General features: G+C 52.3%; 24 protein-coding genes. 6 read left to right on the top strand and 18 right to left on the bottom strand.

Features of this window, described 5'->3' with window-relative positions; translation table 11 throughout:
• Positions 1–67: 67 nt before the first annotated feature.
• From IPG22_09160 to IPG22_09125, 8 genes are all read right to left on the bottom strand, one after another.
• The gene (locus IPG22_09160; protein ID MBK6588450.1) at positions 68–748 is read right to left on the bottom strand and encodes a hypothetical protein; all 681 of its coding nucleotides are present in this window, start codon (positions 746–748) and stop codon (positions 68–70) included.
• A 247-nt stretch (positions 749–995) separates the two neighbouring features.
• Complete coding sequence (lgt, locus tag IPG22_09155; protein ID MBK6588449.1) at positions 996–1,808, bottom strand: prolipoprotein diacylglyceryl transferase; 813 nt, start codon at positions 1,806–1,808, stop codon at positions 996–998.
• 51 nt (positions 1,809–1,859) lie between these two features.
• Positions 1,860–2,147, bottom strand: coding sequence for a hypothetical protein (locus IPG22_09150; protein MBK6588448.1), 288 nt, complete (start codon positions 2,145–2,147; stop codon positions 1,860–1,862).
• Positions 2,144–2,665: a signal peptidase II gene (gene lspA, locus IPG22_09145; protein MBK6588447.1), complete on the bottom strand. Its 522-nt coding sequence runs from the start codon at positions 2,663–2,665 to the stop codon at positions 2,144–2,146. The genes IPG22_09150 and lspA overlap by 4 nt, the downstream gene beginning before the upstream one ends.
• Positions 2,665–3,126, bottom strand: a complete 462-nt coding sequence (locus IPG22_09140; GenBank protein ID MBK6588446.1) for a nuclear transport factor 2 family protein — start codon at positions 3,124–3,126, stop codon at positions 2,665–2,667. Before IPG22_09140 ends, lspA begins: the two co-directional genes overlap by 1 nt.
• 60 nt (positions 3,127–3,186) lie before the next feature.
• Complete coding sequence (locus IPG22_09135) at positions 3,187–3,621, bottom strand: hypothetical protein (protein MBK6588445.1); 435 nt, start codon at positions 3,619–3,621, stop codon at positions 3,187–3,189.
• Positions 3,622–3,630: 9 nt separating this feature from the next.
• Positions 3,631–6,498: an isoleucine--tRNA ligase gene (gene ileS, locus IPG22_09130; GenBank protein MBK6588444.1), complete on the bottom strand. Its 2,868-nt coding sequence runs from the start codon at positions 6,496–6,498 to the stop codon at positions 3,631–3,633.
• A gap of 176 nt (positions 6,499–6,674) precedes the next feature.
• Positions 6,675–6,992: an ATP-dependent Clp protease adaptor ClpS gene (locus IPG22_09125; protein ID MBK6588443.1), complete on the bottom strand. Its 318-nt coding sequence runs from the start codon at positions 6,990–6,992 to the stop codon at positions 6,675–6,677.
• A gap of 137 nt (positions 6,993–7,129) precedes the next feature.
• Between IPG22_09125 and IPG22_09120 the strand changes: the two genes are divergently transcribed.
• Positions 7,130–10,186: a sigma 54-interacting transcriptional regulator gene (locus tag IPG22_09120; GenBank protein MBK6588442.1), complete on the top strand. Its 3,057-nt coding sequence runs from the start codon at positions 7,130–7,132 to the stop codon at positions 10,184–10,186.
• Here IPG22_09120 and IPG22_09115 read toward each other — a convergent pair.
• The 6 genes from IPG22_09115 to IPG22_09090 form a co-directional block, all read right to left on the bottom strand.
• Entirely contained in the window at positions 10,183–10,488 is a 306-nt protein-coding gene (locus tag IPG22_09115) for a type II toxin-antitoxin system RelE/ParE family toxin (protein MBK6588441.1), read from the bottom strand. The two genes, IPG22_09120 and IPG22_09115, sit on opposite strands and share 4 nt — an antisense overlap.
• On the bottom strand, positions 10,488–10,781 hold the full coding sequence (locus IPG22_09110; protein ID MBK6588440.1) for a type II toxin-antitoxin system ParD family antitoxin: 294 nt from the start codon (positions 10,779–10,781) through the stop codon (positions 10,488–10,490). The genes IPG22_09115 and IPG22_09110 overlap by 1 nt, the downstream gene beginning before the upstream one ends.
• A gap of 87 nt (positions 10,782–10,868) precedes the next feature.
• On the bottom strand, positions 10,869–13,622 hold the full coding sequence (locus IPG22_09105) for a family 78 glycoside hydrolase catalytic domain (GenBank protein MBK6588439.1): 2,754 nt from the start codon (positions 13,620–13,622) through the stop codon (positions 10,869–10,871).
• Between the two features lie 192 nt (positions 13,623–13,814).
• Positions 13,815–14,228 carry a hypothetical protein gene (locus IPG22_09100; GenBank protein MBK6588438.1) on the bottom strand — a complete coding sequence of 138 codons (414 nt, stop codon included), beginning with the start codon at positions 14,226–14,228 and terminating at the stop codon, positions 13,815–13,817.
• A 54-nt stretch (positions 14,229–14,282) separates the two neighbouring features.
• Positions 14,283–14,579, bottom strand: a complete 297-nt coding sequence (locus tag IPG22_09095) for a hypothetical protein (GenBank protein MBK6588437.1) — start codon at positions 14,577–14,579, stop codon at positions 14,283–14,285.
• Between the two features lie 112 nt (positions 14,580–14,691).
• Positions 14,692–15,843, bottom strand: coding sequence for an aminotransferase class V-fold PLP-dependent enzyme (locus tag IPG22_09090; protein MBK6588436.1), 1,152 nt, complete (start codon positions 15,841–15,843; stop codon positions 14,692–14,694).
• Between the two features lie 57 nt (positions 15,844–15,900).
• Between IPG22_09090 and IPG22_09085 the strand changes: the two genes are divergently transcribed.
• The 4 genes from IPG22_09085 (at position 15,901) to IPG22_09070 (ending at position 20,639) form a co-directional block, all read left to right on the top strand.
• Positions 15,901–17,613, top strand: a complete 1,713-nt coding sequence (locus IPG22_09085) for an FHA domain-containing protein (GenBank protein ID MBK6588435.1) — start codon at positions 15,901–15,903, stop codon at positions 17,611–17,613.
• Between the two features lie 59 nt (positions 17,614–17,672).
• On the top strand, positions 17,673–18,746 hold the full coding sequence (locus IPG22_09080) for a rod shape-determining protein (GenBank protein ID MBK6588434.1): 1,074 nt from the start codon (positions 17,673–17,675) through the stop codon (positions 18,744–18,746).
• Positions 18,747–18,868: 122 nt separating this feature from the next.
• On the top strand, positions 18,869–19,708 hold the full coding sequence (locus tag IPG22_09075; protein ID MBK6588433.1) for a TIGR00159 family protein: 840 nt from the start codon (positions 18,869–18,871) through the stop codon (positions 19,706–19,708).
• Positions 19,709–19,721: 13 nt separating this feature from the next.
• Positions 19,722–20,639: a YbbR-like domain-containing protein gene (locus IPG22_09070; protein MBK6588432.1), complete on the top strand. Its 918-nt coding sequence runs from the start codon at positions 19,722–19,724 to the stop codon at positions 20,637–20,639.
• Here the strand turns inward: IPG22_09070 and IPG22_09065 are convergent.
• Positions 20,636–21,331 carry a hypothetical protein gene (locus IPG22_09065; protein MBK6588431.1) on the bottom strand — a complete coding sequence of 232 codons (696 nt, stop codon included), beginning with the start codon at positions 21,329–21,331 and terminating at the stop codon, positions 20,636–20,638. The genes IPG22_09070 and IPG22_09065 overlap by 4 nt on opposite strands.
• Before the next feature lie 100 nt (positions 21,332–21,431).
• Here IPG22_09065 and IPG22_09060 point away from each other — a divergent pair, with 100 nt between their 5' ends.
• Positions 21,432–23,876 (top strand): serine hydrolase, encoded by a 2,445-nt coding sequence (locus IPG22_09060; GenBank protein ID MBK6588430.1) that lies wholly within the window; start codon positions 21,432–21,434, stop codon positions 23,874–23,876.
• Between the two features lie 77 nt (positions 23,877–23,953).
• Here IPG22_09060 and IPG22_09055 read toward each other — a convergent pair whose 3' ends face one another.
• From IPG22_09055 to IPG22_09045, 3 genes are all read right to left on the bottom strand, one after another.
• Complete coding sequence (locus tag IPG22_09055) at positions 23,954–25,420, bottom strand: MATE family efflux transporter (protein ID MBK6588429.1); 1,467 nt, start codon at positions 25,418–25,420, stop codon at positions 23,954–23,956.
• Positions 25,421–25,521: 101 nt separating this feature from the next.
• On the bottom strand, positions 25,522–25,881 hold the full coding sequence (locus IPG22_09050; protein MBK6588428.1) for a DoxX family protein: 360 nt from the start codon (positions 25,879–25,881) through the stop codon (positions 25,522–25,524).
• A 9-nt stretch (positions 25,882–25,890) separates the two neighbouring features.
• Entirely contained in the window at positions 25,891–26,436 is a 546-nt protein-coding gene (locus tag IPG22_09045; protein ID MBK6588427.1) for an SRPBCC family protein, read from the bottom strand.
• Between the last annotated feature and the right edge of the window lie 71 nt (positions 26,437–26,507).

Here is a 26,507-nt window from a genome sequence, read left to right as displayed (position 1 = left end):
CAAATCTATTAAGGGCGGAACCAGGTTGATGAGCTCTCCGTTGAGAGCCCATCAGCAGCTCCATTGATTATTCGGCGGGTTTATCGCTTGGTAACAGCTCAACATATTTGCCGAGAGCTTTGACCATGTCGCGCATTTTGACGGATTCTTTTCTGGTACGAACGACGACGACCACCTTGGATCCCCATTTCGTGCGATTTTCATCAATATACTGACGGCGGATCATGTCCATCCGGCGGAACGCCTCTCGGTTTCGTTCATCCTGAGATGATCGACGTTGACGTTCGTAATCGAGTTCGCTGCGCAGATAACTGGCACCGTTCGAGGTTGGGTCGGCGGCGAGTTGTCGTTCAATCTCGATCTCGTGGTCCGTTTTTGCCATTGGTTCAGGTTCGACGAGCTTTAGATTGCCGACCACCCAATCGCTGCTTGGCAAACCGCCGCCGTCGAGATCCATTTCGATGCCGCGATTTGAGATCCTGACGTCTGTGATGTGGGCACGCGTTCCGTTCTTAACGGCGACGCCGTACTCCTTTAGCAAAGTGTTACATTTTGTGGCGTTATAACTAACATCAGTATTATCCATGACAAAATCTATGCCAGAATTTATCGCTGGCAGATCCATTTTGACAAGGACGGTGCGGCCCACCAGAGCTTTCTTTATCCGCTGTTCACCATCATCCTGTCCTCGAACGATCGGCGAAAATACAGCTAAGACCGCAAGCAGCAACCAAAAAAACCTACGCATATTCTCCTCCTACTCAATGGAAAATTCGGACAGCACGATTTTGATTTACGCCAGAGCTTGCCGACTCTGAACGGGTCGTGATGCCGGAAAAACAGGACACAAAACCACAGCAGAATCGTGAACCAACTGAAGGATCCCACATTTTCTACCGCGGATCGTCGCAACTAACATTTGATCGAGAAACGTCTAGTACTGGGATGTTACTCCAATTTGAGAGAGCGTGTCTAGAAGTTTTTTCGGGCTGTTTTTATGGATGAGAGGCCGTAGAGGCAGCGTTTACCTTTTTGAGGCGAATGATGAGAAAGATTATCGCACCGACAGCAACCAAAAGGCTGATCCCCTGTGAAGTGGAGAGACCCGTAAGTGTTGTAAATCCGAACAGATCGCCACGCGGATCGTCGCGGATGAATTCGATGGAAAATCTGACGAGCGTGTAGATGATGCCGTAAACGATCAGCACCTGGCCATCAAATTTTTTGTGTTTGTGAAGCCAAAACAGAAAACCGAAAACCGCGAGCATTGTCAGGCTTTCGATCATTTGGGTCGGGTATAAATATAAGTCGGCTCCGTCCGGACCGACGATTGGAACGCCGGTGTATTCGTGGCCAGCGTCGGTAAAATGCACGCCGAGCGGGCTGTCGCAAACCTTTCCCCAACAGCAACCCGCGGCAAAACAACCTTGCCGCCCGATCGCCTGTCCGAGTGCAACGCCAGGTGCAAGTGCATCCGCTACCTTCCAAAACGGCAGTTTATACAGCGGAACCAGAACGGCGACGCTGATCAAGCCGCCAAGCAACCCGCCGTAAACCACACCACCCGACCGCAGAAAATCGAGCGTAAAGACATTGACGTTATCGTCAACCAGTATCATCAACAGCTTCGAACCAACAAGCCCGCCGACAAGCACCCAAAGGCCAAGGTCGTAGATTCGCTCACGCGGCAATCCATCGCGAGCCGCAAGGCGGGACGCAACGAACAGGGCAAGCAGCATTCCCAACGCCAAAAAAATGCCGTAGGTGGTTACAGGAAATGTGCCTATTCTAAATAGTTCGGGATACATAAGTCAGAATCCGCTTCAAGCAACGAGCAACAAACACCGTTAGAGGCCGATCTAATTTTCCAATTTAGGCCTTCCAAACTTTGACTCATAAATCGCGAACGAGGCGCCAAAAATCAAAGCTAAAATTGCTGACAAAAGCAGTAGTAGAAATCCAATGGTGATTGAAAACAAAACCACTTCTCCGTCAAAGTGCTTTTGAATCATTTCAGCAGTTTGCATCTCCAACGGCAATGCTGAGCGAGCCGCGAACTCTTGAGCAAACAAACAGACCTCTCCAAATATACAAGCTCCTACGCACAGGATGCCCGTTATACCTATGAATTTACCTCCATCAGTCATTCCGTACTCTCTATAGTCCGTTCTTCCGCCTGCCGTTTCTTCGAAAAAAACATATCGATCAGCAGCAGACCCGCTCCAACACAAATAGCAGCGTCGGCAACATTGAACGTCGGGTAATGCCAGCTGCCGAATTGCACGTCAATAAAATCGATCACAAAGCCCAATCTTAGACGGTCTACGACGTTGCCGACGATGCCCGCTAAAAGTAGGGCGAGCGAGCCAAGCACACGGTCGTCGGTGCGCGGGGTTCGCCAGAAAAAGTACATCACGAGCGTCGCCGCAACTATTGCGACAACAGATAATCCCCAACGTCCAGAATCGCCGTGGTCGTCCAGCATCGAGAACGCCACACCCGTATTCTGGGCATACGCAAAATTCAAAAACCCCGGAATCACCGACCTGTCACCATCAAAACGCAGTGAGCGTGCCGCCCAGGCTTTGGTGGTCTGGTCTATCATGAATACCCCGCCGGAAATGGCGAGGTAGGCTAGTTTCCAAATGATGTCTTTCTTATCCACTAATTCTTCTTCAGCTCGATGGCCGGTTTTGGCTCTGCATAAAAGCTCTTATTAACGATCTTCCATTCGCCGTTGAACTTAAGCAGCGTCATAAAATCGGTAAATTTCACTGTCGGATATTCCAGAATGATCGTAGCCGTTGCGGCAGTGCCAACGATCTCGATCTTGCCGAACCGCCGGTGATCTTTTCGCTTGTCCTCGTCCGCCGCCGGCTTTCCAGTGAATGCCCGTTTGATAAACGCGTCAAACGTCTCGGTAACGTATTTGCCATCACGGACGAAGGTCATATTGCCCTCGGTATGAAACGCTTTTCGCGCAAACTCAGGATCGCCGGTTGCGTGTGCCTTGACGTAATTTTCAAGCGGGATCTTTACCGCGTCCATCTCGCTTGTTTGCCCATGTGCAAATGCCGCGAGGCTAAACATAAAAATAGACGCAATAACCAAATATCTTCTATTCATTGGAATATTCCCTTGGTCAACCAAAAAAATACGTTTTCCGTCCTATCGAGTTTCACCTAATTACTCAGTATACGGAAATATCGCCTTCGGAGCCTTGTAGCGTTTCCACCAATCGGCGTAGCAAACGTCCGTGCAGCCGATGTCGTAATGCACGACCTTCCACTTGCCCGCTGTTTTTTTGAGCAGGGCAAAGAAATTGTTATCGAACATATCCGCGTCCTTAGCTTCCTGATACGGCGTGCCGCGATAGTTCGGAGCACCGCCGCCCGGAGTCTGCGGCTGTCCGCCGATAAAAGCCCAGGTCGCCGTCACATTAAAATGGTCTGCCGCGAAAACTATCGGCTGCTTTAATTCACGTTCGACCGGGATGCGTAGCGCGTCGAGGATCGCCTTTCGCTCCGGCGAACCTTTTTCCGGCGTATGAACAGCTTGTCCGTATGCCAGACAAGTAGCGGTCATTATTAACGCGATAGTGATGATCACGCGGCTTAACATAACTGACTCCTATATGATCTCCAAAAGAGCGTCATTGCATCGCTCACACACCGTCGGAAAAGCCTCAAAATCGCCGACGTGAACGGAATAGTTCCAACACCTTTCACATTTCTCACCGTCGGCTTTTTGGATCTCGACGGCAAATTTCTCGCCCTCGTGAACCTCGACCTGCGAGACAATGAAGATGTATCGGAGCTGCGAATAATAGTCGAGCAGCAGACGCGTCGTTGAGGCGTCGGTCGTCAGAATGACCTTTGCCTCGAGCGACGAGCCGATCTGCTTGTCGTTACGGGCGGTTTCCAGAGCCTTTAGAACCTCATCGCGGAGCGAGAAGATCTTTTCCCAGTTATCGGCGAGTCCGGAATTGTCGGCTTCAATGACCTTTGGAAATTCCGCAATGTGGACCGAAGCCTCACGTACGCCCGGCAGGTTTTCCCATGCTTCATCCGACGTGAAAACAAGGATCGGCGAAAGCAGACGACAAAGCGAATCTGCGATCTGGAACAAAGCCGTCTGTGCCGACCGGCGCTCGACCGACTTCGGAGCGAATATATACAAACGATCTTTAATGATGTCGAAATATCGAGCCGACAGCGTTACCGTGCAAAAATTGTACAGCGCGTTATATGCCGCCTGAAAATCGTAGGCTTCATATGCGGCGAGCACCTTTTCGGTCACGTCATTAAGCCCGGCGAGTGCCCACAGGTCGATGTCGAGCATGTCGTTCGGCGCGACAGAGTCGGTCGCCGGGTCAAATTCGACGAGATTGCCGAGCACGTAGCGCAGCGTGTTTCGCATCTTGCGATACGCATCGACGACGCGCGAAAGGATCTCATCCGAACATCTCACATCTTCGGTATAATCCACGGCCGCCGCCCAGAGACGCAGGATCTCGGCACCGGATTTGTCGATGATCTCGTGCGGAGCGGTGACGTTGCCAATGGATTTCGACTGCTTTCTGCCTTCACCATCGACAACCCAGCCGTGAGTGATGATCTGTTTGTACGGCGCAAGGTCGTGTGCCGCGATACCGCAGCTAAGGCTCGAATTGAACCAGCCACGATACTGGTCGCCACCCTCGAGGTAAACATCAGCCGGGAATCTCAATGTTTCGCCGCGAGTCTCAAGCACAGCAACGCAGCTCGAGCCGGAATCGAACCAAACGTCGAGAATATCCGTCTCTTTGCGAAAATCCGCACTGCCGCACGCGCATTTGAATCCTTCAGGAAGCAATTCATGCTCGGGCCTTGCGTACCATGCGTCAGCAGTTTCGACTGCAAAAATATCGGCAACGTGATCAACGATCTTTGGATCGGCGACCTCTTGATCACAGGCTTGGCAATAAAAAACCGGGATCGGCACGCCCCACGCACGCTGACGCGAAACGCACCAGTCAGGACGGCCCTTGAACATGTTGTTCATCCGGCCCTCGCCCCACTCGGGCAGCCATTTTACGCTCTTTATCTCCTGCATCGCTCGCTCGCGAAGAGACGAGCCGCCAACCGCTTCATCCATCGAAATGAACCACTGCGGCGTCGCTCGGAAGATGACCGGATTCTTGCACCGCCAGCAATGCGGATAGCGGTGATCGTATCGCTCAACGTTAACCAAAGCACCGCGTTCGCGAAGGAATTCGACGATCTTCGGGTTCGCCTCAAAAACGCTCAGGCCCGCAAAATGCTCGACCTCAGCCGTGAACCGGCCGGCGGCATCGACCGGAGCATAAACCTCGAGTCCGTATTTTTTACCGACCGCGAAGTCATCCGCGCCGTGTCCGGGAGCGGTGTGAACACATCCTGTTCCTGATTTTCCAGCACCCTTGCTCTCGTGCTTTGCGTCGAGTTCGACCTCGGCATCAGCCTCGCCGAGCGTGACGTGGTCGGCATTCATTATGAGCGACGAACGGTCGAGCCAGGCGTGCATGGCTTCGAGACGGTCGAGTTTTGAGCCTTTGAACCGGGCGATCTCTTCGAATTCGGCAAAGCCGCAAGTTTCCGCAAAAGCACCCGCGAGCTCACTCGCGACGATATAAACTTCAAAGGGAGAACCACCTGCGTCAGCGGGTGGTTTTACTTCGATCGCCGAATAATCGAAATCCGGATGCACCGTGATGCCAAGATTTGCGGGCAGCGTCCAGGGCGTCGTCGTCCAAATGACTACAAAAACATTTTTACCCGCCAGAGCCGGATCGATCTGCGCAGGGTCGGATTTCATCGGGAATTTTACATAAACCGAGGGCGAATGATGCTCGCGGTACTCGACCTCAGCCTCGGCAAGGGCAGTCTGGTCGTGAATGCACCAATAGACCGGACGCAGGCCCTTGTAAACGAAGCCGCGTTCGAGAAATTTGCCGAAGAGGCGGGCCGTCGACGATTCGTATTCGGCAGACATCGTCAGATACGGTGTTTTCCATTCGCCGAGGATGCCCAGGCGCTGAAAGTCGCGCGTCTGGTTATTCATCGCCGTCGACGCGTGTTCGCGGCAGATGCGCCGAAAGCTCGACACTGGAATATCAGCCTTATTCTTACCCTTCTCCGCCAATTTCTTCTCGACCAAAGTCTCGATCGGCAGCCCGTGACAATCGTACCCAGGCACATACGGAGCCTCAAAACCCATCATCGAGCGCGTTTTGACGACGAAATCCTTGAGGATCTTATTCAGCGCGGTACCGATGTGAATGTCCGCATTCGCATACGGCGGGCCGTCGTGCAGGATGAATTTCTCTCGCCCTTTTCGAGCCTCAAGCACCTTGTCATAAAGCCCCATCTCCTGCCATTTCTTCAAACGCGCAGGCTCGCTCTGGCCCAGATTTGCCTTCTGCGAAAAATCCGTTTTCGGCAGATTAACTGTTTTCTTTAGATCTATTTGTTCACTCATCGATATAAATCAAAAAGCCCCAAGCCGTTTGTTAGCTTGGGACCGATAAAAAGCAAAATTTTGCCATCGCTCAACTTACGTTAAGCACCGTCCCATAGATGGAGATGATAATTGGCGATAGCCTCCGCATAATTCCTAAATCTTATCACAAGATCTGGCAATTTCCACCTTATAAACTACTCTTCCTCCACCGTACACAACAGCGGATATTCCCTCGCCTTCGCCAGATTCATTGCCTTGTTGCATTTCACGGTGGCGATCTCGTACGGGTAGATGCCGGCGATTCCCATCCCTTCGTTGTGGACTTTTAGCATGATCGTAAAGGCCTCGGCGTCTTCGCGGTTGAAGACGTACTGAAGAATGAAAACGACAAATTCCATTGTCGTGAAATCATCGTTGTGCAGCAGGACCTTGTAGAGCTTAGGCTTTTCAAGCTTGATCTCGCTCTCGGTCATCACCTCGCCGCCGCCATCGATGTCTGGAAAGTCGGACATAAAGAAAAGTATAGACTTGCCGGAAGTTTTTTGCTAAATTTCAGATGCGCTGTTTACTAAGTAATCAATTTAACGATTTTCTGCTGTCCCGGAACTGAAACCCGGCGTCGATTGGACGTTTGGTAACCCATCGGCAAATGAAAAAGACCCTGACCTCAACTTCGTCGTCTGCGGCGGCACGTGCGATCTCTTTTGAGAGCATCGATGCGGTGTTTCGCAGCGTGGGGCAAAAGCTTCGCGAAGGGCTTTCGCGTGATGCCGAACAGATCCTGACACAAACCATCGAGGGATACGACCACACGCCTGACAATCTGGCCAATCTCAAACGGCTTCTGTCATTCACACTCGAAACCGCCGGACGCTATAAAGAATCGCTTGAGACGATCCGCGAATTTGCTGACGAAGAGCATCTCGCGACCCTCGGTATCGAAACGCAGGTCAAGGTCATCACCCAGCTCGCGATCTCATACAACAACACGGGCGACCAGCCTAAGGCGATCACGCTGCTCAAGGAAAATCGCAAAAAGGCCGGTGAAAATGATCTGAATCACCTTTTTGGCAGCATAAATATCGCTCTCGCACGCGTTTACCGGAAGCTCGCCGAATTCCCGATCTGCCGGGATTTTGCCGAGAAGGCACTTGATCGCTTTCGTGACGACGGAAATTGGCTCGGAATGGCTGAGGCATATCGCGAGATCGCCAACAGCTATCATCAGGAAGGCAACAGTGAGAGATCCATCGAGATCTTTAAGCAGGGAATTCAGATCATCGGCGAAAACTCCGCGCCGTTCATGCTCGGAAAGCTTTATACCGACATGTCGGGTGCGTACTGGTTCCTCCGCCGCCCGCAGGACGGCATCGCGTGTCTTGAGAAATCGATCGAGTTCTTTGACCAGACCGCCCACGCGCTGAACAGCGTCGTCGCCTACAATAATCTCGGCATTAACCTGATGCTCATCGGCGAATGGAACAAGGCCGAAGACATGATCAAGCGAGCTCTCGATATCGCCGAAAAAGAAGGCTCCGTCCACGTCGCGGGCATTTACGATTCGCTCGGCGAGCTGCAGATCCTTCGCGGCGACCTGACCGGCGCAGAAGAGCTGCTTGAAAAGGCGGTCAATTTTGCAGCGGGCCATAAACACGCGTGGTATACCGTTCAATCGATGCGCAATCTCGCCCGCTGTTATCTGGCTCAGGGTAAGGTCAAAAAGGCCATCGCCAAAGCGCAGGAAACGATAAAACGCTGCGGCGAGATCGGCGATAAACATTACGCCAACATGGCCGGCCTCGTGCTGGCTGAGGCCTATGTCGATCAGGGATTGATCGAGGAATGCGAGGTTTCGCTCGCTGCGATCGAAGAAAGCGACCCGTCGGCAGATTTTTTTGTGTTGGGAAATATCCAGCGTATTCGCGGCCTCGCTGCCCTGGCGGCCGAGGACACAGAGCTTGCGGTGCATCATTTCAGCCGCGGACTTACCATATTTGAGACAGCCGAAGATCTCTATCATGCCGGATTGATCCATCATCTGCTCGGAGCAAATCTGGATAAGCGAAACAACGCCCGGGCGCGTCGACATTTGTCATCGGCAGCCGATATTTTCAGGAAACTTGGCCTCGACGAAAACCTCGCCGCAGTCCGCCGCGACCTTACACGGGTCGAGGCTTTGCCCGCCGGCAGCGATGCAAAACCGATCGAGCGCCGGACGAACTCCGTCGTCTCCCAGCTTTTGACCGTTCGCCTTGCCGAGGCAACCGCGTCTCGCGAATTACTCTTCCGCGAGCTCGTCGCCGTACTCCAACAGGAAAGCAACGCCAGAAAGATCGTCATCGCTCAATACAACGACCAAAAACGGCTCTATCCCTTTATCACGCATGGCTATTCGCCGCAGGAAAGCAACGAGCTGATCGGCAAACTTAACGAAGCGATCGCTAAGAACGACGAAAAAGGGTTTTCGCGGGCAAAGAACATCGCAGTTTTTCACCTTCGCGGTTCATCGGCAGCTTCGCCCGCGGTTTTGCTGTTGAACCCGCAATCGGGAGCGGTTTTGAATGACGAAAGTGCGCTCGCTCCGCTTTTGCGAGTGGTCGAGCTCGGCATGGACGTCATCGGGCTTCGCGAAAAGGACAAATCGGCACCGACGGAACGCGAGACGAGCCCGTACACGTCAAACAGCCTGATGCCGGGATTTATTCACTCTTCACCGGCGATGACATCGCTGGTTGAGGAAGTCTATAAGATACGCTCGTCCGATGTGACCGTGCTAGTCACCGGCGAGAGCGGAACGGGTAAGGAGCTGGTTTCCCGGGCAATTCACGCACTTTCGAATCGAAAAGATAAGATATTCGTGCCATTCAACTGCACTGCCGTTCCAAAGGAACTTGCCGATGCTCACCTGTTTGGTTATAAAAAGGGTTCGTTTACCGGAGCCGTCGCCGATTCGCCCGGAACTATCCGCACAGCCGATGGCGGAACGCTCTTTCTCGATGAGATCGGCGATCTTCCGCTCGATGTACAGCCCAAATTACTTAGATTCCTGCAGGAAGGTGAGATCCAGCCGCTTGGCGAAAAGAAACCGCTAAAGGTAGATGTCCGCATCATCGCCGCGACCAACATGCCGCTCGAGGATAAGGTCGCGGACGGCACGTTCCGCGAGGATCTGTTTTATCGTTTGAACGTCATCCGCCTGCGCGTGCCGCCGCTTCGCGAACGCCGCAGCGAGATACCGCCGATCGTCAATTACTATCTCAACCACTATTCCGAGCGGTTCAATAAGCACCACCTCTCGATCACGCCGCAAACGGTCGATATGCTGATGGTCTGCAATTGGGAAGGCAACGTCCGCCAGCTCTGCAACGAGATCCAACGCGTCGTCGCGCGCGCGGTCGATAACGAGGTCATCACACCCGATCACCTCTCACCCGAACTAAAACGAAGCGCCAAACCGCTCACGCCTTTTGACGTGGGCTCGAACGTAAAACCCATCGCGAGCTACGACGGTTCATTCTCACCCTTCTCCAACATCCCAACCGGCGGCACCCTGGAGAGCGCCGTCTCAGAACTCGAAATGCAGCTCATCAAATCCGCCCTCACCCGCCACAACTGGAACATCTCACGCGTCGCCACCGAACTAGGCCTAACCCGCCGCGGGCTGTACCTAAAGCTCTCAAGATACGGAATAGAAAAGGCCGCTTAGTTTGACAGTTCGCTTTCTAAGACCGTTTCAAGATCACGAGCTGAATGCAGGATACGCATTATTCGTACGCCGGTTGCGGTGGGATAGTAAAAGATACAATAGGAAGCTTTGGGAAATGATCGCAGATCGGTCATTATTTCCGGACGCAGTTTTCCGGCATCAGGATTCGTCGACAGCATTGCGAATATCGCAAGCACTTCGGAGATAAATCTGTCAGCATTTTCAGGATCGAATTGTGCGAAGTATAACCAGATGCCGTCCAGGTCATCGACGGCTAGTGGTGCGATCGTAAACTCGCTCATCATCGACTATGCCTTTGATCTGCTAAACGTTCGCGCCCGCGTTCCATTATAGACCGTCCCAAATCACTAAGTTCGTCATAAGAACCAATTGTGATGAACTGGCCGTTATCATATTGCAATTCCGCTTTCGAGATCTCATGACGCAGGGCTTCTAGTTTTTTCTTGCTGATATGCTCGTTCTCATCCATAATCCGAAGAGCGGCTCCGACCACTTCTTCGGCCGAATCGAACTGCCCAGATCGAATCTTTTCAGTAATAAACGATTCGTTTTCTGGCGATAAGTCAATATTCATATTTGCAGGATATTCCGAATAGTTTCGTTAGTCAACGCAAAATTTGGGTTCAATTTTAGCCTTCTGGTGGCAAACCTGCCGAACAAGTTAATCCATTTGATATGAAAACTTGTAAGATCCCGAGCCAACCCTCACGACCGAGTTAGAGCCCTCTTCTTTCGCGTCCAGGATCCCGTTTTGTTTCGATAGAGGCTTTCCGCTTAACTCGACGAAAGCAAGCTTTGCCTTTGGCAAACGTACAGTTGCGGTCGTGTTCACCGGCACCTCGACCGACAGCTCGATCGCATTTCCTGTGATCTCCCACGCCGATCTGACCTTTCCGTAAACCGATTCGTGGCTCACACTTACTTTTCTAAATCCCCCTCCGGGATGCGGCTCGATCAGAATGTGTTTGTAGCCGGGCGCAGATTCGTCGATCTTGATTCCCGCCATGTTCCGGTACATCCATTCGCCGATCGCTCCGTAGGCGTAGTGATTGAAGGAGTTCATGCCCGGATCCTGGAACGAGCCATCCGGTTTTTGGCCGTCCCAGCGTTCCCAGATCGTGGTCGCACCGTTTTTGACCGGGTAGAGCCATGACGGGTATTTTTCGTTGTTCAGCAGCATAAACGCCTCGTCCCAATAGCCGTAGCGGCTGAGAACATTGCAAATATAAGGCGTGCCGACGAAGCCGGTCGTGACGTGTTTGAAACTGCGAACGTCCTTAGCCAATCTTTCGGCCGCGCTTTCCCGCATGTTCTCGGGCAGCAGGTCGAATTGGAGAGCCAGCGTGTAGGCAGTCTGTGTGTTCTCGCCGATGCGGCCTGATCCGCTGACATATTCGCGAAGAAAAGCGGCCTTTATTTTCTCGAGCAGTTCGCCGTACGCCTTTTCGTCTTCGGTTTTGCCAAGAAGTTGCGCCGTTCGGCGGAGGAGATCGGTCGAATGTGCAAAGAACGCTGTTGCGATCAGATCCTTACCCGTTGTCGCGCCGGGGTAATCCGACCGATTCGTCGCGAAGGCCAGCCAGTCGCCGAAGTGCTGATCTCCATCCCAAACGTAGTCATCGCCTGCCCGGTTTCGCTCGTATTCGACCCATTTCTTCATGCTCGGGTATTGTTCCTCGAGAATGCGTTTGTCGCCGTAGCTCTGGTACATCGTCCATGGAATGACCACTGCTGCATCCGCCCACGCGGCCGATCCGGCCTGAGGGCGGTTCGGACGGCTCAGAATATCCGGGATAACGTGCGGAATGCTGCCCGATTCGAGCTGATCGACTGCCATGTCCCTTAGCCATTTGGTGTAGAACGCCGAAACGTCCATGTTGAATTCGGCCGTCGGTGCAAACATTTGCGCGTCACCGGTCCAGCCCATTCGTTCGTCACGCTGCGGGCAGTCGGTCGGGACATCTAGGAAATTACCCTTTTGGCCCCAAATGATGTTGTGCTGGAGCTGATTTATCAGCGGATTCGAGGTCTCAAATTCGCTCGTGGGCTGCATATCCGAGTGGATAACGACTCCTGTCAGATCATCCACCGTCAATTCGCCCGGATAACCTCTGATCGCTACGTATCGAAAGCCCTGGAAGGTGAAATGCGGCTCGTAGGTCTCCGCCTCGCCGCCCTTGAGGGTGTACCGGACGACCTGTTTTGCACCGCGAAGGTTCGCAAGATACACGTTCCCGTCTTTATCGAGCACCTCGGCGTGGCGGATATCGATGTTTGTTCCAGCCGGGCCTTTTACTTTAAGTTTTACCCAGCCGACCATGTTCTGCCCCATATCGGCAACGGTATCGCCAGCCGGTGTCTTAAAGACCTTGACCGGCTTTATTTCCTGGATAGCCCGGACCGGATTTCCCATTGAGGCGACGAGATCGACCTTTGGATATTCCGCAAGGCGAACATTCGTCCACGACGCATCAGCAAATCCCGGCTCGGACCAGCCTTTTCTCTCAAGCCGCGCGTCGTAGGTTTCGCCGTCATAGATCTTTGACATCAGGATCGGGCCGGTCGAGGATCTCCAGTCTTTGTCGGTGACGATCGTCTCTTCGTTCCCGTCGCGGTACGTGATCTTTATCTGCATCAGCAATGCAAGCCGGTCACCGTAGCGGTAATTGTTGTACCCGATCCCGCGATACCATCCGTCGCCAAGCGTAATGCCGACCGCATTATCGCCCTTTTTTAATTGGTCGGTCAGGTCATAAACCTGGTACTGCAGACGCTTGTTATAGCTCGTCCAACCCGGCGTGAAAAGATGATCGCTCACGCGGTTTCCATTGAGCTGAAACTCGTATAAACCGCGACTCGTCACATAAGCCCGTGCCCGCACAACATCGCCGCGAACATTAAACGCCCGCCGCAGCATCGGTGCCGGCGAAGGCTTCGAAACATCTGCCGACTGCTCCGGCTCGATCCAATTCGCCATCCAATCGGAGGTCTGCAAAAGCCCCATTTCCCAATAAGAAGTCTCGCTCGACGACACAACCTCGCCGTTACTCAACCAAACCTTCACCTGCCAAAAAACTCGGTCACCCGAACGCTGCTCCGGCCCGCTATATGCGACCTGATTCGATTCGCTCGAAGCGACCTTGCCCGAGTCCCACACCGGCGTTTCCTTCCCCGCAAGAGCGGCCTCACTCTTTGCGACCTTGATCTGATAAGCCGTCTGAATGAGCGCGTGTTCGGAAGATACGATCTGCCAGCTCAACCGCGGACGCTTTACATCTATGCCGACGGGATTCTTTAGGTATTCGCTCTTCAGTTCAACGACCTTAGCGGCAACCTTTGTTTGCCCGTCAGTGATGCCAACCAGTAAGACGAATGGAGTAAGCAAAAAAAGGAAAATGGATTGTTTGATGGACATGGTTTTGAACCTTTTCGACAAGCGCTAAGCATTGACGCTCTTTTTCGTAGATCCCTGCCGGTTCTTTCTGAGGGAACTCGCACAATCTATCGAGATCAATGAAGTTGATATTTACCAGCTGTTTTCTACGCTCATAATATAGTCGAACAGGTATGCGGTCAACGAGACTATCCATCGCTATTGTCGGGCGCGTTAGGCGGCCTGAGGCCGGCTTACTTTTGGCTCACGACGTTTTCTATGACCGATACTGACTGTGGTGGCCAGGTTTAGTTCCAGGACACCAGTGTCGTCGATCTCGGGGTTAACAAATGCCTCTGTTCCTTGTACCTTGATACCGAAATGGCGACAGAACGGTGAGGCGTTGATACCGAAGGAGCCGCCTTTATCTACAACTGGAAATGCCTCGGAAAGTTGGGCGTGGGCCGGGCTGATCCCAATCACGCCGTCTTTACGGTTGAACATCAGCTCGACCGCCTCGGCATTTGAGAGCAGTTTGTGGACGTTACGGTTCATCATCAGCAAGCCTTTCTTGTTGATTGTGATATGGATCCTCTCTCCTGGCGGCTTCGTCGGGCCGCCGGTGTATTTTTCCCAATACTCGATCATAAATTTATCTCCTTTTCTTTGCGTATTTGAATGTATGTTTCATAAATAGCACATTTATTGTAAAAAGTCAAGTTTTTTTGTCTGGATCGGGTCAGAACCGCCTGCGTAAGCGGGCGGAGCGAAGGTGCGGATCGATCCACGTGTTTTCTCTCTTAACCTGAATGCAATACCTTTGTTTCGAATCCTGACGATGATCAATGTCGGCGTTCGTTTCCGCCCGCTTACGCAGGCGGTTCTGACCCGGAGCTGGGCGTGATTGAGATAAGCGGCGAGATGGGTGTTAATTGCGTTTGTTGCGATGAGCGAGGTGACGGCGAACGTGGAGTTGAGTGAATGCTGATCAAGGAGCAAAAATGCCCGAAAACAACGTTCGACCAATCGGCGAAATACCTCTACCAATCAGGACGAAACCGGACGGCGGAGCATCGTTTTACTGTGACCAATCGAGTGGTTTTTGGCGTTGTTAATCATTCCCGGAGATCGATCTCAGTTCGGCGACGATCGCGGGCAGGACCGAGAGCAATTTTTCGACCTCATCGGCCGTATTAAATCGCCCGAGCGAGAAGCGGATAGAGCCCATCGCCCGTGAATACGGGACGTTCATCGCCTGCAGGACTGGCGAGGCCGTGCGGTCGTGTGAATTGCAGGCCGAACCGGTCGATACGCAAATGCCATTTTCGTCGAGGCGGTGGAGGATCATCTCGCCGTTGGTATTTTCGAAAGAGATATTCGAGGTGTTCGGCAGGCGTTTCGCCGAGTCGGATGTGCCGTTAAGCCAAGCGTTTGGAATAGTTTGCAGGATCTCGTTTTCTAACCGATCACGCAGCTTTCGGATCTCGTCCATCGGCGTCAGGTCGCACGCTGATCGAGCCGCCGCACCGAGCCCGGCGATTTGGTGAACGGCCTCGGTTCCCGCGCGCCGGCCGCCTTCCTGTCCGCCGCCGATCAGCATTGACGGCAGCTTGACGCCATCGCGCAGATATAACGCCCCGATGCCCTTCGGGCCGTGGAATTTGTGGGCTGAGAGTGAGAAAAGATCGATCGGTGTCTCGTTCAGGCCGATCGGTATTTTGCCGACCGCATTTACGCCATCGACATGAAACAGGGCATCCGAACGGCTCTTAACGATCTCGCCTATCTCCCTGACAGGAAATAAGATACCGGTTTCGTTATTGGCGAGCATCGTCGAAACGACGGCCGTTTCATCGCACAACGCAGATCGCAATTCGTCGAGATCGAGCGAGCCTTCTTCGTCGACATCGAGCCAGGTCACGCGGTAGTTCTGTTGTTCCAGCTTCAGGCAGAGTTTCCGTACCGCTTCGTGCTCAACGCGGGTCGTAATTATGTGGTCTTTGCCCGGATCTGCCTCAAGAGCACCGAGGATCGCCCAATTGTCGCTCTCAGTTCCGCCGGATGTGAAAACTATTTCGTTCGGATGGCTTGCACCGAGCAACTTTGCGACGTCTTCCCGCGTGCCTGATATTACTTTCTTCGACTCGGATGCGAGCGAATATGCCGAGGACGGATTACCATATGAGCCTTGTAAAAACGGCTGCATAGCCTCAAAAACCTCAGGTGCGGGCTGTGTCGTAGCATTATTGTCGAGATAGATCATTCGGGCCTCGTATTTGATTTACGATTTTAGCCTTTAGCCATTACAATTACGAATACATTGAACGCCAGACTTACAATCACTGAACCGACCGGCCGAACCTTTCACACGGAGATCGACCTGAAAACGACCTTCACCATTGGCCGTGCCAAGGAGAATGACGTCGTCCTAAACGACCGCCGCGTCTCGCGTAAACATGCATTTATTTTCCCGGAAAACGGCAGCTTCAAAATAGTGGATGGCTTTATCGAAAGCGGCCAACTGTATCGCAGCGTTAATCACATTTTCATTAATGGAAAATTGCAGCTCGAGCACGTGCTGAAGGACGGAGATACGATCCTGATCGGCGAGAGTCGGATAGATTTTCAGGTGATGGAGATCGCCGTACCCGAAGCAACGTACATTGACGTTCCGCCGACTGAGAACGTCGTTTTCCAGCGTGATGATAAGCCAAAAACCGTAAATTTTGATGATGCTCCTCTCGGACACACGCAGGTTCAGATCTCAGTAAACGAGATCATCGGCCGAAAATCGAACTTGTCACTTGAAACGGCCGTCGCCACACCGGCTGAAATAAAGGAGCTGCGCCGAAAGGCAAAGATACTGGAACTCCTCTTCGAAATGAGCAAAACGCTCGGCACTGTCTTTGAGCTTGAGGAGATTTTTGAAAAAGCAACGGATCTGATCTTCCGCGGAACCCCGGCCGACCGCGTCGTAGCCTTGCTCGCGGAAGAGGGAAAAGACGGAACGATAGATGGCAGCAAGCTGTATCAGATCGGTGCAAAAACTCGTGACGCTACCTTTGAAAAACTTACCGAAAAGATGGCGGTAAGCCGGACCATCACAAATCGAGTAATGACCGACCGCGTGGCGATCCTCTCACAGGATGCAAAGACCGATGAGCAGTTTCACGGGGCCGAGTCCATTGTTTCACAGGGTGTGAGGTCGACCATCTGCGCACCGCTTGTTACAGCTGCTAACGTTCACGGCGTTATCTATGCTGACCGCCTCGATCCTTTTGCAGCATTTTCGCCTGATCACCTTGAGATGATCAGCGCCCTTGCTGCTTTGACGGCCGTCACTGTTGAGACGGTCAAGGCTCACAAACGATTGGCCCGCGAAGAGGTCGCCAGAGCGAACTACAGCCGGTTCATGCCCGAGTACGTAGTGAAGCAGCTGCTTGAAAATCCCGATTCGTTCCGTCTGGGCGGGGCAAATCAGACGATCACAGTTTTGTTCGCGGACATTCGAGGCTTTACCGCGATCTCGGAGCGAGAAAATCCGGAAGATGTTGTCCGGCTTTTGAATCATTATTTCACGGCAATGTCGGAAATAATTTTCGAACACGGCGGAACCCTCGATAAATACATTGGCGATGGCCTGATGGCACTTTTCGGCGCTCCGACAGCTACACCCGAGGATGCTCGAAACGCCCTAAATGCTGCGGTAGCAATGCAGCGTGAGCTTCTGACACTCAAGGAAGAGCTAAGCGAGGAAGGCTTTTCGAAGATCTCCGTCGGCATCGGCCTCCACACCGGTGTCGCCACGATCGGCTATATTGGCTCGGAGAGAAGGTCGGAGTATACGGCAATCGGTGACACCGTCAATCTTGCCTCTCGACTCGAATCGAATACCGTTGGCGGCCAGATACTCATTAGCGAGGCTACGGCACGAGCTGCTGGCAATGTCTTTCCTCTGCTGAGACGTGAACCTCTCATGGTAAAAAACAGGCAGCAGCCGGTTGATCTTTATGAGGTGCATTGGAAGCTTTAGTGTTGGAACGTGTGCTAAATTAGGAATATACTTAGAAAGTTCAGTGATCGGTTATCTTTATGCTTAAGATCTCATCGCTAAAGAGACTCGTAACGGATTCGATGGCCATCGACCTTGGAACGGCTAGTACTATCATAGCCGTCAAAGGCCGTGGTGTCGTTCTGGACGAACCAAGTCTCGTAGCCATAAACGAGACAACTGATGAGATAGTTGCCTTCGGCCTGGAAGCAGCCGAAATGACAGGGCGAGAAGGCCGCGACGTCAACGTCCGAGCACCTCTGATTGGCGGCGTCGTTGCCGATTTCGAACGAACCAAGAAAATGCTCGGTTACTTTGTCAAAAAGGCAAAGACGGGCGGCTCAAATATTTCGCTCCAAGCCGTCATGAGCCTGGTTTCGGATGTGACCCACGTTGAACAGCGTGCCCTTTTACACGCCGCAGAAGAAGCTCATATTGGTAAGGTCTTCATGATGGAAGAGGGCCTTGCCGCCGCGTTTGGCGCCGGTGTTTTGCCCTCCGACAAACGAGCATCGGCGGTTGTAGATATTGGAGCGGGAACAACAAACATAGCTATCGTGGCAAAGGGGTCAGTTGTTCATTCGACCTCTGAGCGCTATGGCAGCCATGCTATTAACGAGAGCATAGCGACACACCTGCGCCGTCATCGCGGACTGCAGGTTGGCGAGGAAACCACTGAACTTCTGAAAACGACTTTTGCATCGACCTTTCTTCCGGAAGATATCTCAAAATCAATGAGCGTCCGCGGACGCGACGTAACCACGGGCGGCCCCGGAGCTGTTGAGGTTACGGCGGGTGAGATCTATCCGATCGTCGAGGGTATTGTTCGACGGATCGCCCTGCGTGTTAAGGACACCCTTACCGAACTTCGGCCGGAGGTTGCGGCGGATATCTATGATCGCGGCGTCATCATAACCGGCGGCGGAGCGTTGCTTGAGGGCATAGATCAATATCTTCGCTCGTTCATCAATCTGCCGGTAACGATTGCCGAGGAACCCCGCTACGCAACTGTCAACGGCCTCGTAAAAATGTTCGACGACGAAAAACTGCTCGAACGCGTCGCCCGCAACGAACTCAGCGTACTGCAGAATGCCGAGATCCCATTCGAGGTATAAGGTTTTTCCCGCAAGATCCAAGGAACTATCTCTGGTAAAATGCGTTTGTTCTTATGCTATTCTTTAGCTTAATGATGAACGTCCGTTCGTCTCGCGCCCGAACACTGGAATCGTGTTGAATCATGCAGCTTGAAAACTACATTCCGACGATCAGCAACCTGCGAAATGTCCTCGACATTGCGCTGGTTTTTATCATCGTTTATGTCGTTCTCAAGCTCTTCCGAGGGACGCGCGCCGTCCCGACACTGGTTGGAATCGTAATCCTTTCGCTGCTTTACTGGATCTCGATCACACAGGAACTTGCAACGCTGGAATTCGTTTTGCGGTATGCCGTCGGATTTATCGGGATCGCGATCATCGTTCTCTTTCAGTCCGAAATTAGACAGGCTCTAATGTATTTTGCCAATCGCTTTCGCTTTCCGATATTGAAACGGCAGCGAGGGCAATTTGGCGGGAGTGTTTTTGACGAGATAGTGCTTGCAGTGACAACCCTGGCGACCGAAAAAACCGGTGCGTTGATCGTTATTGAGCGTAATGTGGGGCTTCGCAACTTCATCGACGCGGGTGTGCAGATAGATGCGCGGATAAGTTACGATCTGCTGGTCTCGATCTTTCATCCGGAAACGCCGCTTCATGACGGCGCCGTTGTTATCCAGAACGAACGAATCGCTGCCGCTTCCGTCTTTCTGCCGCTGACCAAGAATCCCGAGATCTCACGCGAACTGGGAACGCGTCACCGTGCCGCGATCGGTATTACCGAAGGCTCTGATGCGATCTCGCTCGTCGTTTCGGAAGAAACCGGGCTCATCACTTATGTTGAGGCCGGTCAGGTTCGCCGAAATATCGAGACTACGCAGCTTCGCAAGCTTCTGCTTGATGCTCTCGACATTCCGATGGTCGAGTCACGCCGCGATAATCCTAAAGCCATGGCCGAAGTTGAGTCGGACGCTACAGTTGGATAAGAAGTTTGGTTTGATGAGTGACGTCGTACAACAAAAAAAGCCGCAAAAACTATTTTTCAGGCACATTCTCAGAAAGGTCTTTCTCGAGGATTGGGGCTTGAAGCTGGTTGCTCTTGCGATTACGCTGGCGCTTTGGCTTGGTGTTACGGGCTTGAGTACGCCAACCAAAACCCGCATTAACGTGCCCCTCAACCTCAATGTTGCGAGTGACGCTCAGATAACCAACGTACCGCAACAGCAGGTCGAGATCGAGATCAGCGGCGATAAACGCAAGGTCGATCAGATCGCGCGCGGCGAACTGACGGCATTTCTGGATCTGACCGAAATGAAAACCGGAAATTGGGTCGTTTCACTATCGCCGGATACGGTCTTTGTACCGTTGCCGCAAGGCGTCAAACTTGTGGATGTCGTGCCAGGCCGCATCGGAATAAATCTAGAAGCGGTGGAGGAAAAGGAGATAGAGGTCCAGCCCGAAACTTTCGGCGAAGTCGCTGCCGGATTTGAGGTGTACTCATCTTTGCCGATCCCGCCGAGGATACGCGTTCGCGGGCCGGCAAGTGTCGTGCGTGTTCTCGAATATGTCCAAACCGACCGTATAGATATTTCGGACAAAAAGGCTGATTTTACTGCACGTCAGGTAGCAGTTTCGTCGCCAAATGCTCAGGCAGCTATCCTCAATACGGTTGTTGATGTCATATTCCGGATCGGTGAACGCCGCATCGAACGTACGTTTACTGTTCCTGTCTTCGGTGAGCCTGGCAAGACGGCAAGCTTTGTAGTTTTTGGCCCAAAAACTCCGCTCCAGAAGGCAAAAACTGACGAGTTTAAGGTCGAAATGTACCTCGATGGCACGGGCGAACTAAAGCCACAAGTGATTCTGCCCACAGAACTTGAAGATCTGTCGGAAGTCCGAAAGCTCAAGATAAATTAAACGCTCGAGTATTCGAAACCAAGCAAGAAGGCGGAAATATCGACCCGCATCTCTTCGGTTATCTCGTGCTTTGCAGCATAGTGCTTTGAGCGGTAGTTCGGCAGCCGCGAAGCGAGTTTTGAGTTAAATTCGGAAAATTGCTCCTGGGTATAAAATTCGTCATCATCGCCGTAAAGATAGAATGTCTCAGCGGAAGATGACTTGTAGAGCTCGTTCGTTTCAAGATCACCGGGAATTCCGCCACAGACGCCGATAATGCCTCTCAATGCATTCGGATACGTAAAAGCGAACCGAAAATTCAACGCACAAGCTTGAGAAAAACCGTACATAAAGACCTTTTCGGGATCGATCGATCCGTCGCATTCGAGTTTGCCGATCACATCCAACACAAATTTGTGATGTAGCCGAATGTGTTCCTCAGGCCGCTGATCCGAAAGCCATCCATAACCGATACGATAACCATCATCCGTCCGCCGAAAATGCGGATGCGGAGCCTGTATCGCCGCAATAACATATCTGTCACCCGCGACCGCTCGAGCCTCACGCATCATGTACCGCTTGTGAGCTCCGTAGCCATGAACCGCGATAAGAAGCGGCGCAGGTTTTGAGATATTTTCAGGTACAAAAAGGTCGTAATAGAGATTGATCTCCGCCTTCACGGATAGATCGGCTTGAAATGTGATCGCGGACATATGTTTTAACTTAGAAACATACTACCAAATCGCTTATGACGAATAGAACAAATTCATTGCAATCGGCGTATTTAGAACTTGGGCCAAACAAAAAACCAAAATGAAGAATAATCGTCTGCAGTATCTGTTTTCGTTCCTCCTCTTATTCGCGTTTTTCACGACCACGCTGCCGCTTGCCGCGCGGGCCCAAACCGGCTCTGCTGCGGTCGCTCCGGCGAGCCAATACGCCAAAGTTCTGGCCGAGATCGAATTAAAGGTCGAAGCCCGCCGCAGTGAACTTGGCATTCCCGGAATGTCGCTGGTCATCGTCAAGGACGACCAGATCATCTATATAAAGGGCTTAGGATACAAGGACTTTGAGAAAAAGATCGTAGTTACGCCGGACACGCAATTCGCGATCGGCTCGGCGACCAAGGCATTCACAGCCCTTTCGGTACTGATGACCGCCGACGAAGGTAAGCTCTCACTGGATGACTCGCCGAAGAAGCTGCTCCCGTACTTCAAGATGTACGACCCCGAGACCGACAAGAACCTCACGATACGTGATCTTTTGTCACATTCATCGGGCCTTAACCGCACTGACCTTGCGATGATCACTGGAAAGCTTAGCCGGGCCGAGCTCATACAGGTCGCCGCCCAGGCGAAGCCGACAGCCAAGCTCCGCGAGAAATTCCAATATCAGAACATTATGTTCACCGCCGCAGGCGAGATCGTCACGCAGGCGCAGAAAACACCTTGGGAAAAATTCGTTCCGGAGCGTATCTTCAAGCCGCTCGGTATGACTAACACCACGATGCTCATCAGCGAGATGGCGAAGGCAAAGGATTTCTCATTCGGCTACGACTATAATTTTGACACCAAAGAAACGATCAAGCGCCCATTCCGGTCGATCGACGAGGTCGCGCCGGCGGGCTCGATCAATTCGTCGGCTCGCGACATGGCGGAGTGGCTGCGGTTTGTAATGAATGGCGGCACCGTGAATGGCAAACGCCTCGTTTCGGAAAAAAACTTCGCTGAGTGGATAAAGCCGCAGATGAAAGTATCGGGCACGATGGATTACGGTTTTGGCTGGTTCATTCAGAAATGGAACGGCCTAACGGTCGTCCAGCACGGCGGCAACATCGACGGGTTCAACTCGATGGTTGCGATGATCCCGGAAAAAAAGCTAGGTTTCGTCATGCTGACCAACGTTTCGGGATCAAGCCTCGGCGGCGACCTCATCCCTTTGATCTTTTCGAACATCCTTGACGGCCCTAAGGCCGAGGCTACGGGTGAGAAACTTTCGCTCAAGACAATGCAATTCATGGCCGGCAAGTATCGCCTCGCTGCCGCAAATATGGATATGGAGGTCAAGATCGTCGGTGAAGATATGTTCCTGGTTGTACCCGGACAGCCGGAATACAAGCTTGTACGTACTGCTCCCCGGCAATTCAAGATGGAAGGTGCACCGGACGGATTTGCGGTGAAGTTCACCCCCGAGACCGGCGATGCGACCGAGATGTTCCTACAACAGCCGCAGGGCAACTTTACACTGCCTCGCGTCGGCCCTGACGGCAACGTCGTCAAATCGGCAGCCGCAACCACCAGTACGGGTAAAACAACCGATCTGATCGGGACATACATGACGCCCGCGGGCATCGCCGCGGTTGAGATAAAAGAATCGGAAGGTAAAGTTACCTTTAACATTACTGGCCAACAGCCGTACACATTAACCGATAAGAGCAACGGCTCGTATTCTCTCACTCCGCTTCCTGACACTTATTCACTCAAACCAAAACGTGACGAGTCCGGAAAGGTCACCAGCGTCGTCGTCACGCAGCCAGAGGGCGAATTCGAGTTCAAACGTGCCGGCGAAAATTCGCTGCCAAAGATCACCGTCGATGAACTCCATAAAAAGGCGCTCGACGCAGCTGGCGGCGAGGCGAATTGGAGAAAGCTTACAACACGGGTGACCGAGGCTGATATCGATCTCGAAAATCAGGGTGTAAAAGCCAAAGTCACCTCATGGTCAAAGGCCCCGAACAAGGCCGCGTCCGAAACGACATTCATCGCCCTCGGGAAGACGATCGCGAACGGGTGGGATTACTTTGACGGCACCACCGGCGAGCAGATATACAGTTTTTCGCCCGCTGAGAAATACACTGGAAAACGTCTTGAAGATGCGCGTTTGGCAGCAGATTTTTACGGCCCACTCGATTGGACCGCCAACTACAAACGCGTCGCGGTCACCGGCACAGCAAAGATCAACGGGGAAGATGCATTCGTTGTTGATTTTGAGCCAAAGGCGGGCACGGCATTCAAGGAGTATTACTCGACAACGACATTCCTCCTGCTGAAACGTGATGGCGTTGAGGCATCGAGCACCAGCTCGCAGCAGATACCGTACAGCATCACGTTCAGTGATTACCGCGTTGTCGACGGAATAAAGTTACCATTCCGAACAGTCACGAACTCTATCTCGAACGGTGACATCGTAACGGTACTAACGTCGGTCAAACATAATGTCACGATCGACGACAAGATCTTCGGTCCGCAGAAAAAATAAGAAAAACCTCAAAACGGAGCCGCGAGTAGCAGATCTAGTTCAACTTGCTACTCGCGGCTTCGGCTCACGCAATGGGTTTATGCCGCTGTCTGTTCGATGTCGATCGAGATCTGACGCCATTTGCCTTGGAGAAATCGGGTGACGCTTAGAACGCATCGAGCAATGTGCCCGGCAAATATGGCAAGCCAGATGTGCAGAGGTTCTAGTGTGCCTACTTGTTTGATAGTGAAGCATATACCCAGCGGGATCATCACTTGGGAAATTATTGAAATATAAAGCGGGCTTTTCGTGTCTCCCGTTCCTTGCAAACCGCCGGTATAGGTCAATGCGACTGAGATGAAAAGGCCGGAAAATGCAAGAATTCGGAGAAGCTGCACACCGATCGTAACTGCGTCAGGATCAGTCATTCCAAATATTGCAAGCAGCTGTGCCGGGAAGAAGAAGAAAAAGAAGCCGAGAAATGTTGATCCGATCAATCCGAAACGGGCCGCCGTATTAACCGCCGCAAATGCTCTGTCGGGATGTCCGGCACCTATATTCTGGCCCGCCACCGCGGCCGCTGCCCCCATTAATCCAACCGATGTCCACGTGATCAGGGAGAATAGCTGCGTGTACGAAACGGCAAAAGCAGCTTGCGCTGCGGCACTCTGAGCTAGCGAACCTATGAACGAGAGCATAAGAACGCCACCCACATTCATTGCGATTCCCTGAAATCCCGCCGGAAGGCCATACTTGAAAAGAGACCTTATCACCTTCCAGTCGGGCGCCCAACTTTGGCCCCGCGGAAAGCCGACGACCCAGCCTCCACTCCACATTTTATAGATCGAAAATAGACCGACGCTTCCGGTCGCGATGCTCGTGCCGATGGCTGCTCCGGCTGTTCCAAATGCCGGAATTGGCCCGAGCCCGCGGATGAAAACGATGTTCAGTAACAAATTCAATATCGTCATGACGATGCCGAGCAGCATCGGGGTTTTCGCATCACCCGCCGATCTGAGAGCTCCACTCGTCATAAAATAGATGAGCAAGCCGAAACTGAAGACAAAAGTTATCCGCAAGAATGGTAAAGCTTCTGCTTTAACCCCGGCGTCGGAGCTGACGAAATCAAGCAAATATGGCGCAGTGAAATACCCGATTGGAGCCATTATTCCCACCGCGATAAATGTTGCGGTCAGGAATGCCTGATAGACCGTCCGGTTTACTTTTTCTGCCTCATGAGCGCCCGCAAAACGAGCAACAAGTACTGCCATTCCCGTAAATATTGAAGCAATAAATACGATAACGACCAGAAATATCTGAAAGCTGATCCCGATGGCGGCGTTTGCTTTGTACCCGACAAGATTGCCGACCAAAACGTGATCGACGATCCCCTGCATACCCGCGATGGCATTCGTGAGCATTGTCGGCCACGCTATTTTCCAGACGGCGCTCGACAAGGGCCCCTCGACGATCGAGCGGTCGAATTTTGATTTTTTTGGAGCAGGTTGTTCGGCGGCGGCTTCCTCTGCGAGGGCTGCAGCTTCCAGTTCAGTGCTTTCCGTCATTTTGGCGTTGATATCAGAACTACAAACTACAATATTACCGCCAAACGCGAATGTCGAGCGGATCGTTCTTCCACGCTAATGCATTTAGCTGAAAGATCCGCCTAAGCTTTCGCCTTTCGCCCCCAGGCAATGAACGCACAAAGCAGGCCAACGATCGCCGGAACAACTGCCATTGCCGGTGTCGGGGTCATCGAAGTAATAACCACGGCGCCGATCATAATTATTATCAAGAGGGTAGCGGCCAGCGGCGTAAGAAATGGCTTGATCTTGGTCAGCCATGGCACCACCAAACCTATACCACCCAAGATCTCAGATATCCCTATAAACAAGAAGAAGGCATGCGGTAAATTTACGGGCGTACCCTTCGCCATTTCTTCATACGGCATGACGAACTTCATCACGCCGGAAAACACAAACAGCAACCCAAGCAAGATCTGAACCACCCACAAAACTATATTCATTTTGTTTCCTTACTGCTTTCCTTCCACGACCGTCTTCATCTGCGACAGTCCTTTTTCAAAATCGCCCCCGACCAGCTTGTCCATATCCATGAACATCCATACGGCCTTCATTAGAAAATTGTTTTTCCCAGCCATCGTCCAGATCACGTCGGTTTTTTCACCATTGGGTTTAAAGTTGAATTCGGTTATATTCTTTGCCGCAAACGGTTTGATAAACTCGAGATCGACGGCAATGTGCTCGTTCGGATGGCTTTGCGTGATCGTCATGTTGCCTTCGCCGACCTCGTCATTTCCAACCCAGGCATACCTCGCACCAACGCCTGCCGGCGGACCGGAATACGTTGCCTTCATCGCGGGGTCGATCTTTGCCCACGGAGACCATGCTTCCCAGTTGTGAAAGTCATTGACTTGTTCAAAGACAGTTGCCGCTCGTGCGTTGAGCGTGACAGACCTGGTTATCTTAAAATCTGAAGGCTGAAGCGCCACGACTATACAGAACACCACGACGATGAGAACGACAAACGCCACGATGCCAAGGATCGCTTTCTTGATCATAATTTTTCTCCAATGATTGCGAATTTATAACATCTTTTTGCTTATCGGCCAAATATTTCTTTACGCGTGAC

This window comes from Acidobacteriota bacterium (assembly GCA_016703965.1).
GTDB lineage: Bacteria > Acidobacteriota > Blastocatellia > Pyrinomonadales > Pyrinomonadaceae > OLB17.
This window is presented reverse-complemented; position numbering and strand designations above follow the sequence as displayed.

What these genes read in the sequence shown, in the direction of transcription:
- lgt (MBK6588449.1), bottom strand. Translation starts at nt 1,808, where the DNA reads ATGTATCCCGAACTATTTAGAATAGGCACATTTCCTGTAACCACCTAC.
- IPG22_09160 (MBK6588450.1), bottom strand. Translation starts at nt 748, where the DNA reads ATGCGTAGGTTTTTTTGGTTGCTGCTTGCGGTCTTAGCTGTATTTTCG.
- IPG22_09125 (MBK6588443.1), bottom strand. Translation starts at nt 6,992, where the DNA reads ATGTCCGACTTTCCAGACATCGATGGCGGCGGCGAGGTGATGACCGAG.
- IPG22_09120 (MBK6588442.1), top strand. Translation starts at nt 7,130, where the DNA reads ATGAAAAAGACCCTGACCTCAACTTCGTCGTCTGCGGCGGCACGTGCG.
- IPG22_09055 (MBK6588429.1), bottom strand. Translation starts at nt 25,420, where the DNA reads ATGACGGAAAGCACTGAACTGGAAGCTGCAGCCCTCGCAGAGGAAGCC.
- IPG22_09150 (MBK6588448.1), bottom strand. Translation starts at nt 2,147, where the DNA reads ATGACTGATGGAGGTAAATTCATAGGTATAACGGGCATCCTGTGCGTA.
- IPG22_09090 (MBK6588436.1), bottom strand. Translation starts at nt 15,843, where the DNA reads ATGATCTATCTCGACAATAATGCTACGACACAGCCCGCACCTGAGGTT.
- IPG22_09060 (MBK6588430.1), top strand. Translation starts at nt 21,432, where the DNA reads ATGAAGAATAATCGTCTGCAGTATCTGTTTTCGTTCCTCCTCTTATTC.
- IPG22_09140 (MBK6588446.1), bottom strand. Translation starts at nt 3,126, where the DNA reads ATGAATAGAAGATATTTGGTTATTGCGTCTATTTTTATGTTTAGCCTC.
- IPG22_09065 (MBK6588431.1), bottom strand. Translation starts at nt 21,331, where the DNA reads ATGTCCGCGATCACATTTCAAGCCGATCTATCCGTGAAGGCGGAGATC.
- IPG22_09105 (MBK6588439.1), bottom strand. Translation starts at nt 13,622, where the DNA reads ATGTCCATCAAACAATCCATTTTCCTTTTTTTGCTTACTCCATTCGTC.
- IPG22_09080 (MBK6588434.1), top strand. Translation starts at nt 17,673, where the DNA reads ATGCTTAAGATCTCATCGCTAAAGAGACTCGTAACGGATTCGATGGCC.
- IPG22_09110 (MBK6588440.1), bottom strand. Translation starts at nt 10,781, where the DNA reads ATGAATATTGACTTATCGCCAGAAAACGAATCGTTTATTACTGAAAAG.
- IPG22_09100 (MBK6588438.1), bottom strand. Translation starts at nt 14,228, where the DNA reads ATGATCGAGTATTGGGAAAAATACACCGGCGGCCCGACGAAGCCGCCA.
- IPG22_09115 (MBK6588441.1), bottom strand. Translation starts at nt 10,488, where the DNA reads ATGAGCGAGTTTACGATCGCACCACTAGCCGTCGATGACCTGGACGGC.
- IPG22_09135 (MBK6588445.1), bottom strand. Translation starts at nt 3,621, where the DNA reads ATGTTAAGCCGCGTGATCATCACTATCGCGTTAATAATGACCGCTACT.
- IPG22_09050 (MBK6588428.1), bottom strand. Translation starts at nt 25,881, where the DNA reads ATGAATATAGTTTTGTGGGTGGTTCAGATCTTGCTTGGGTTGCTGTTT.
- IPG22_09045 (MBK6588427.1), bottom strand. Translation starts at nt 26,436, where the DNA reads ATGATCAAGAAAGCGATCCTTGGCATCGTGGCGTTTGTCGTTCTCATC.
- ileS (MBK6588444.1), bottom strand. Translation starts at nt 6,498, where the DNA reads ATGAGTGAACAAATAGATCTAAAGAAAACAGTTAATCTGCCGAAAACG.
- IPG22_09070 (MBK6588432.1), top strand. Translation starts at nt 19,722, where the DNA reads ATGAGTGACGTCGTACAACAAAAAAAGCCGCAAAAACTATTTTTCAGG.
- IPG22_09075 (MBK6588433.1), top strand. Translation starts at nt 18,869, where the DNA reads ATGCAGCTTGAAAACTACATTCCGACGATCAGCAACCTGCGAAATGTC.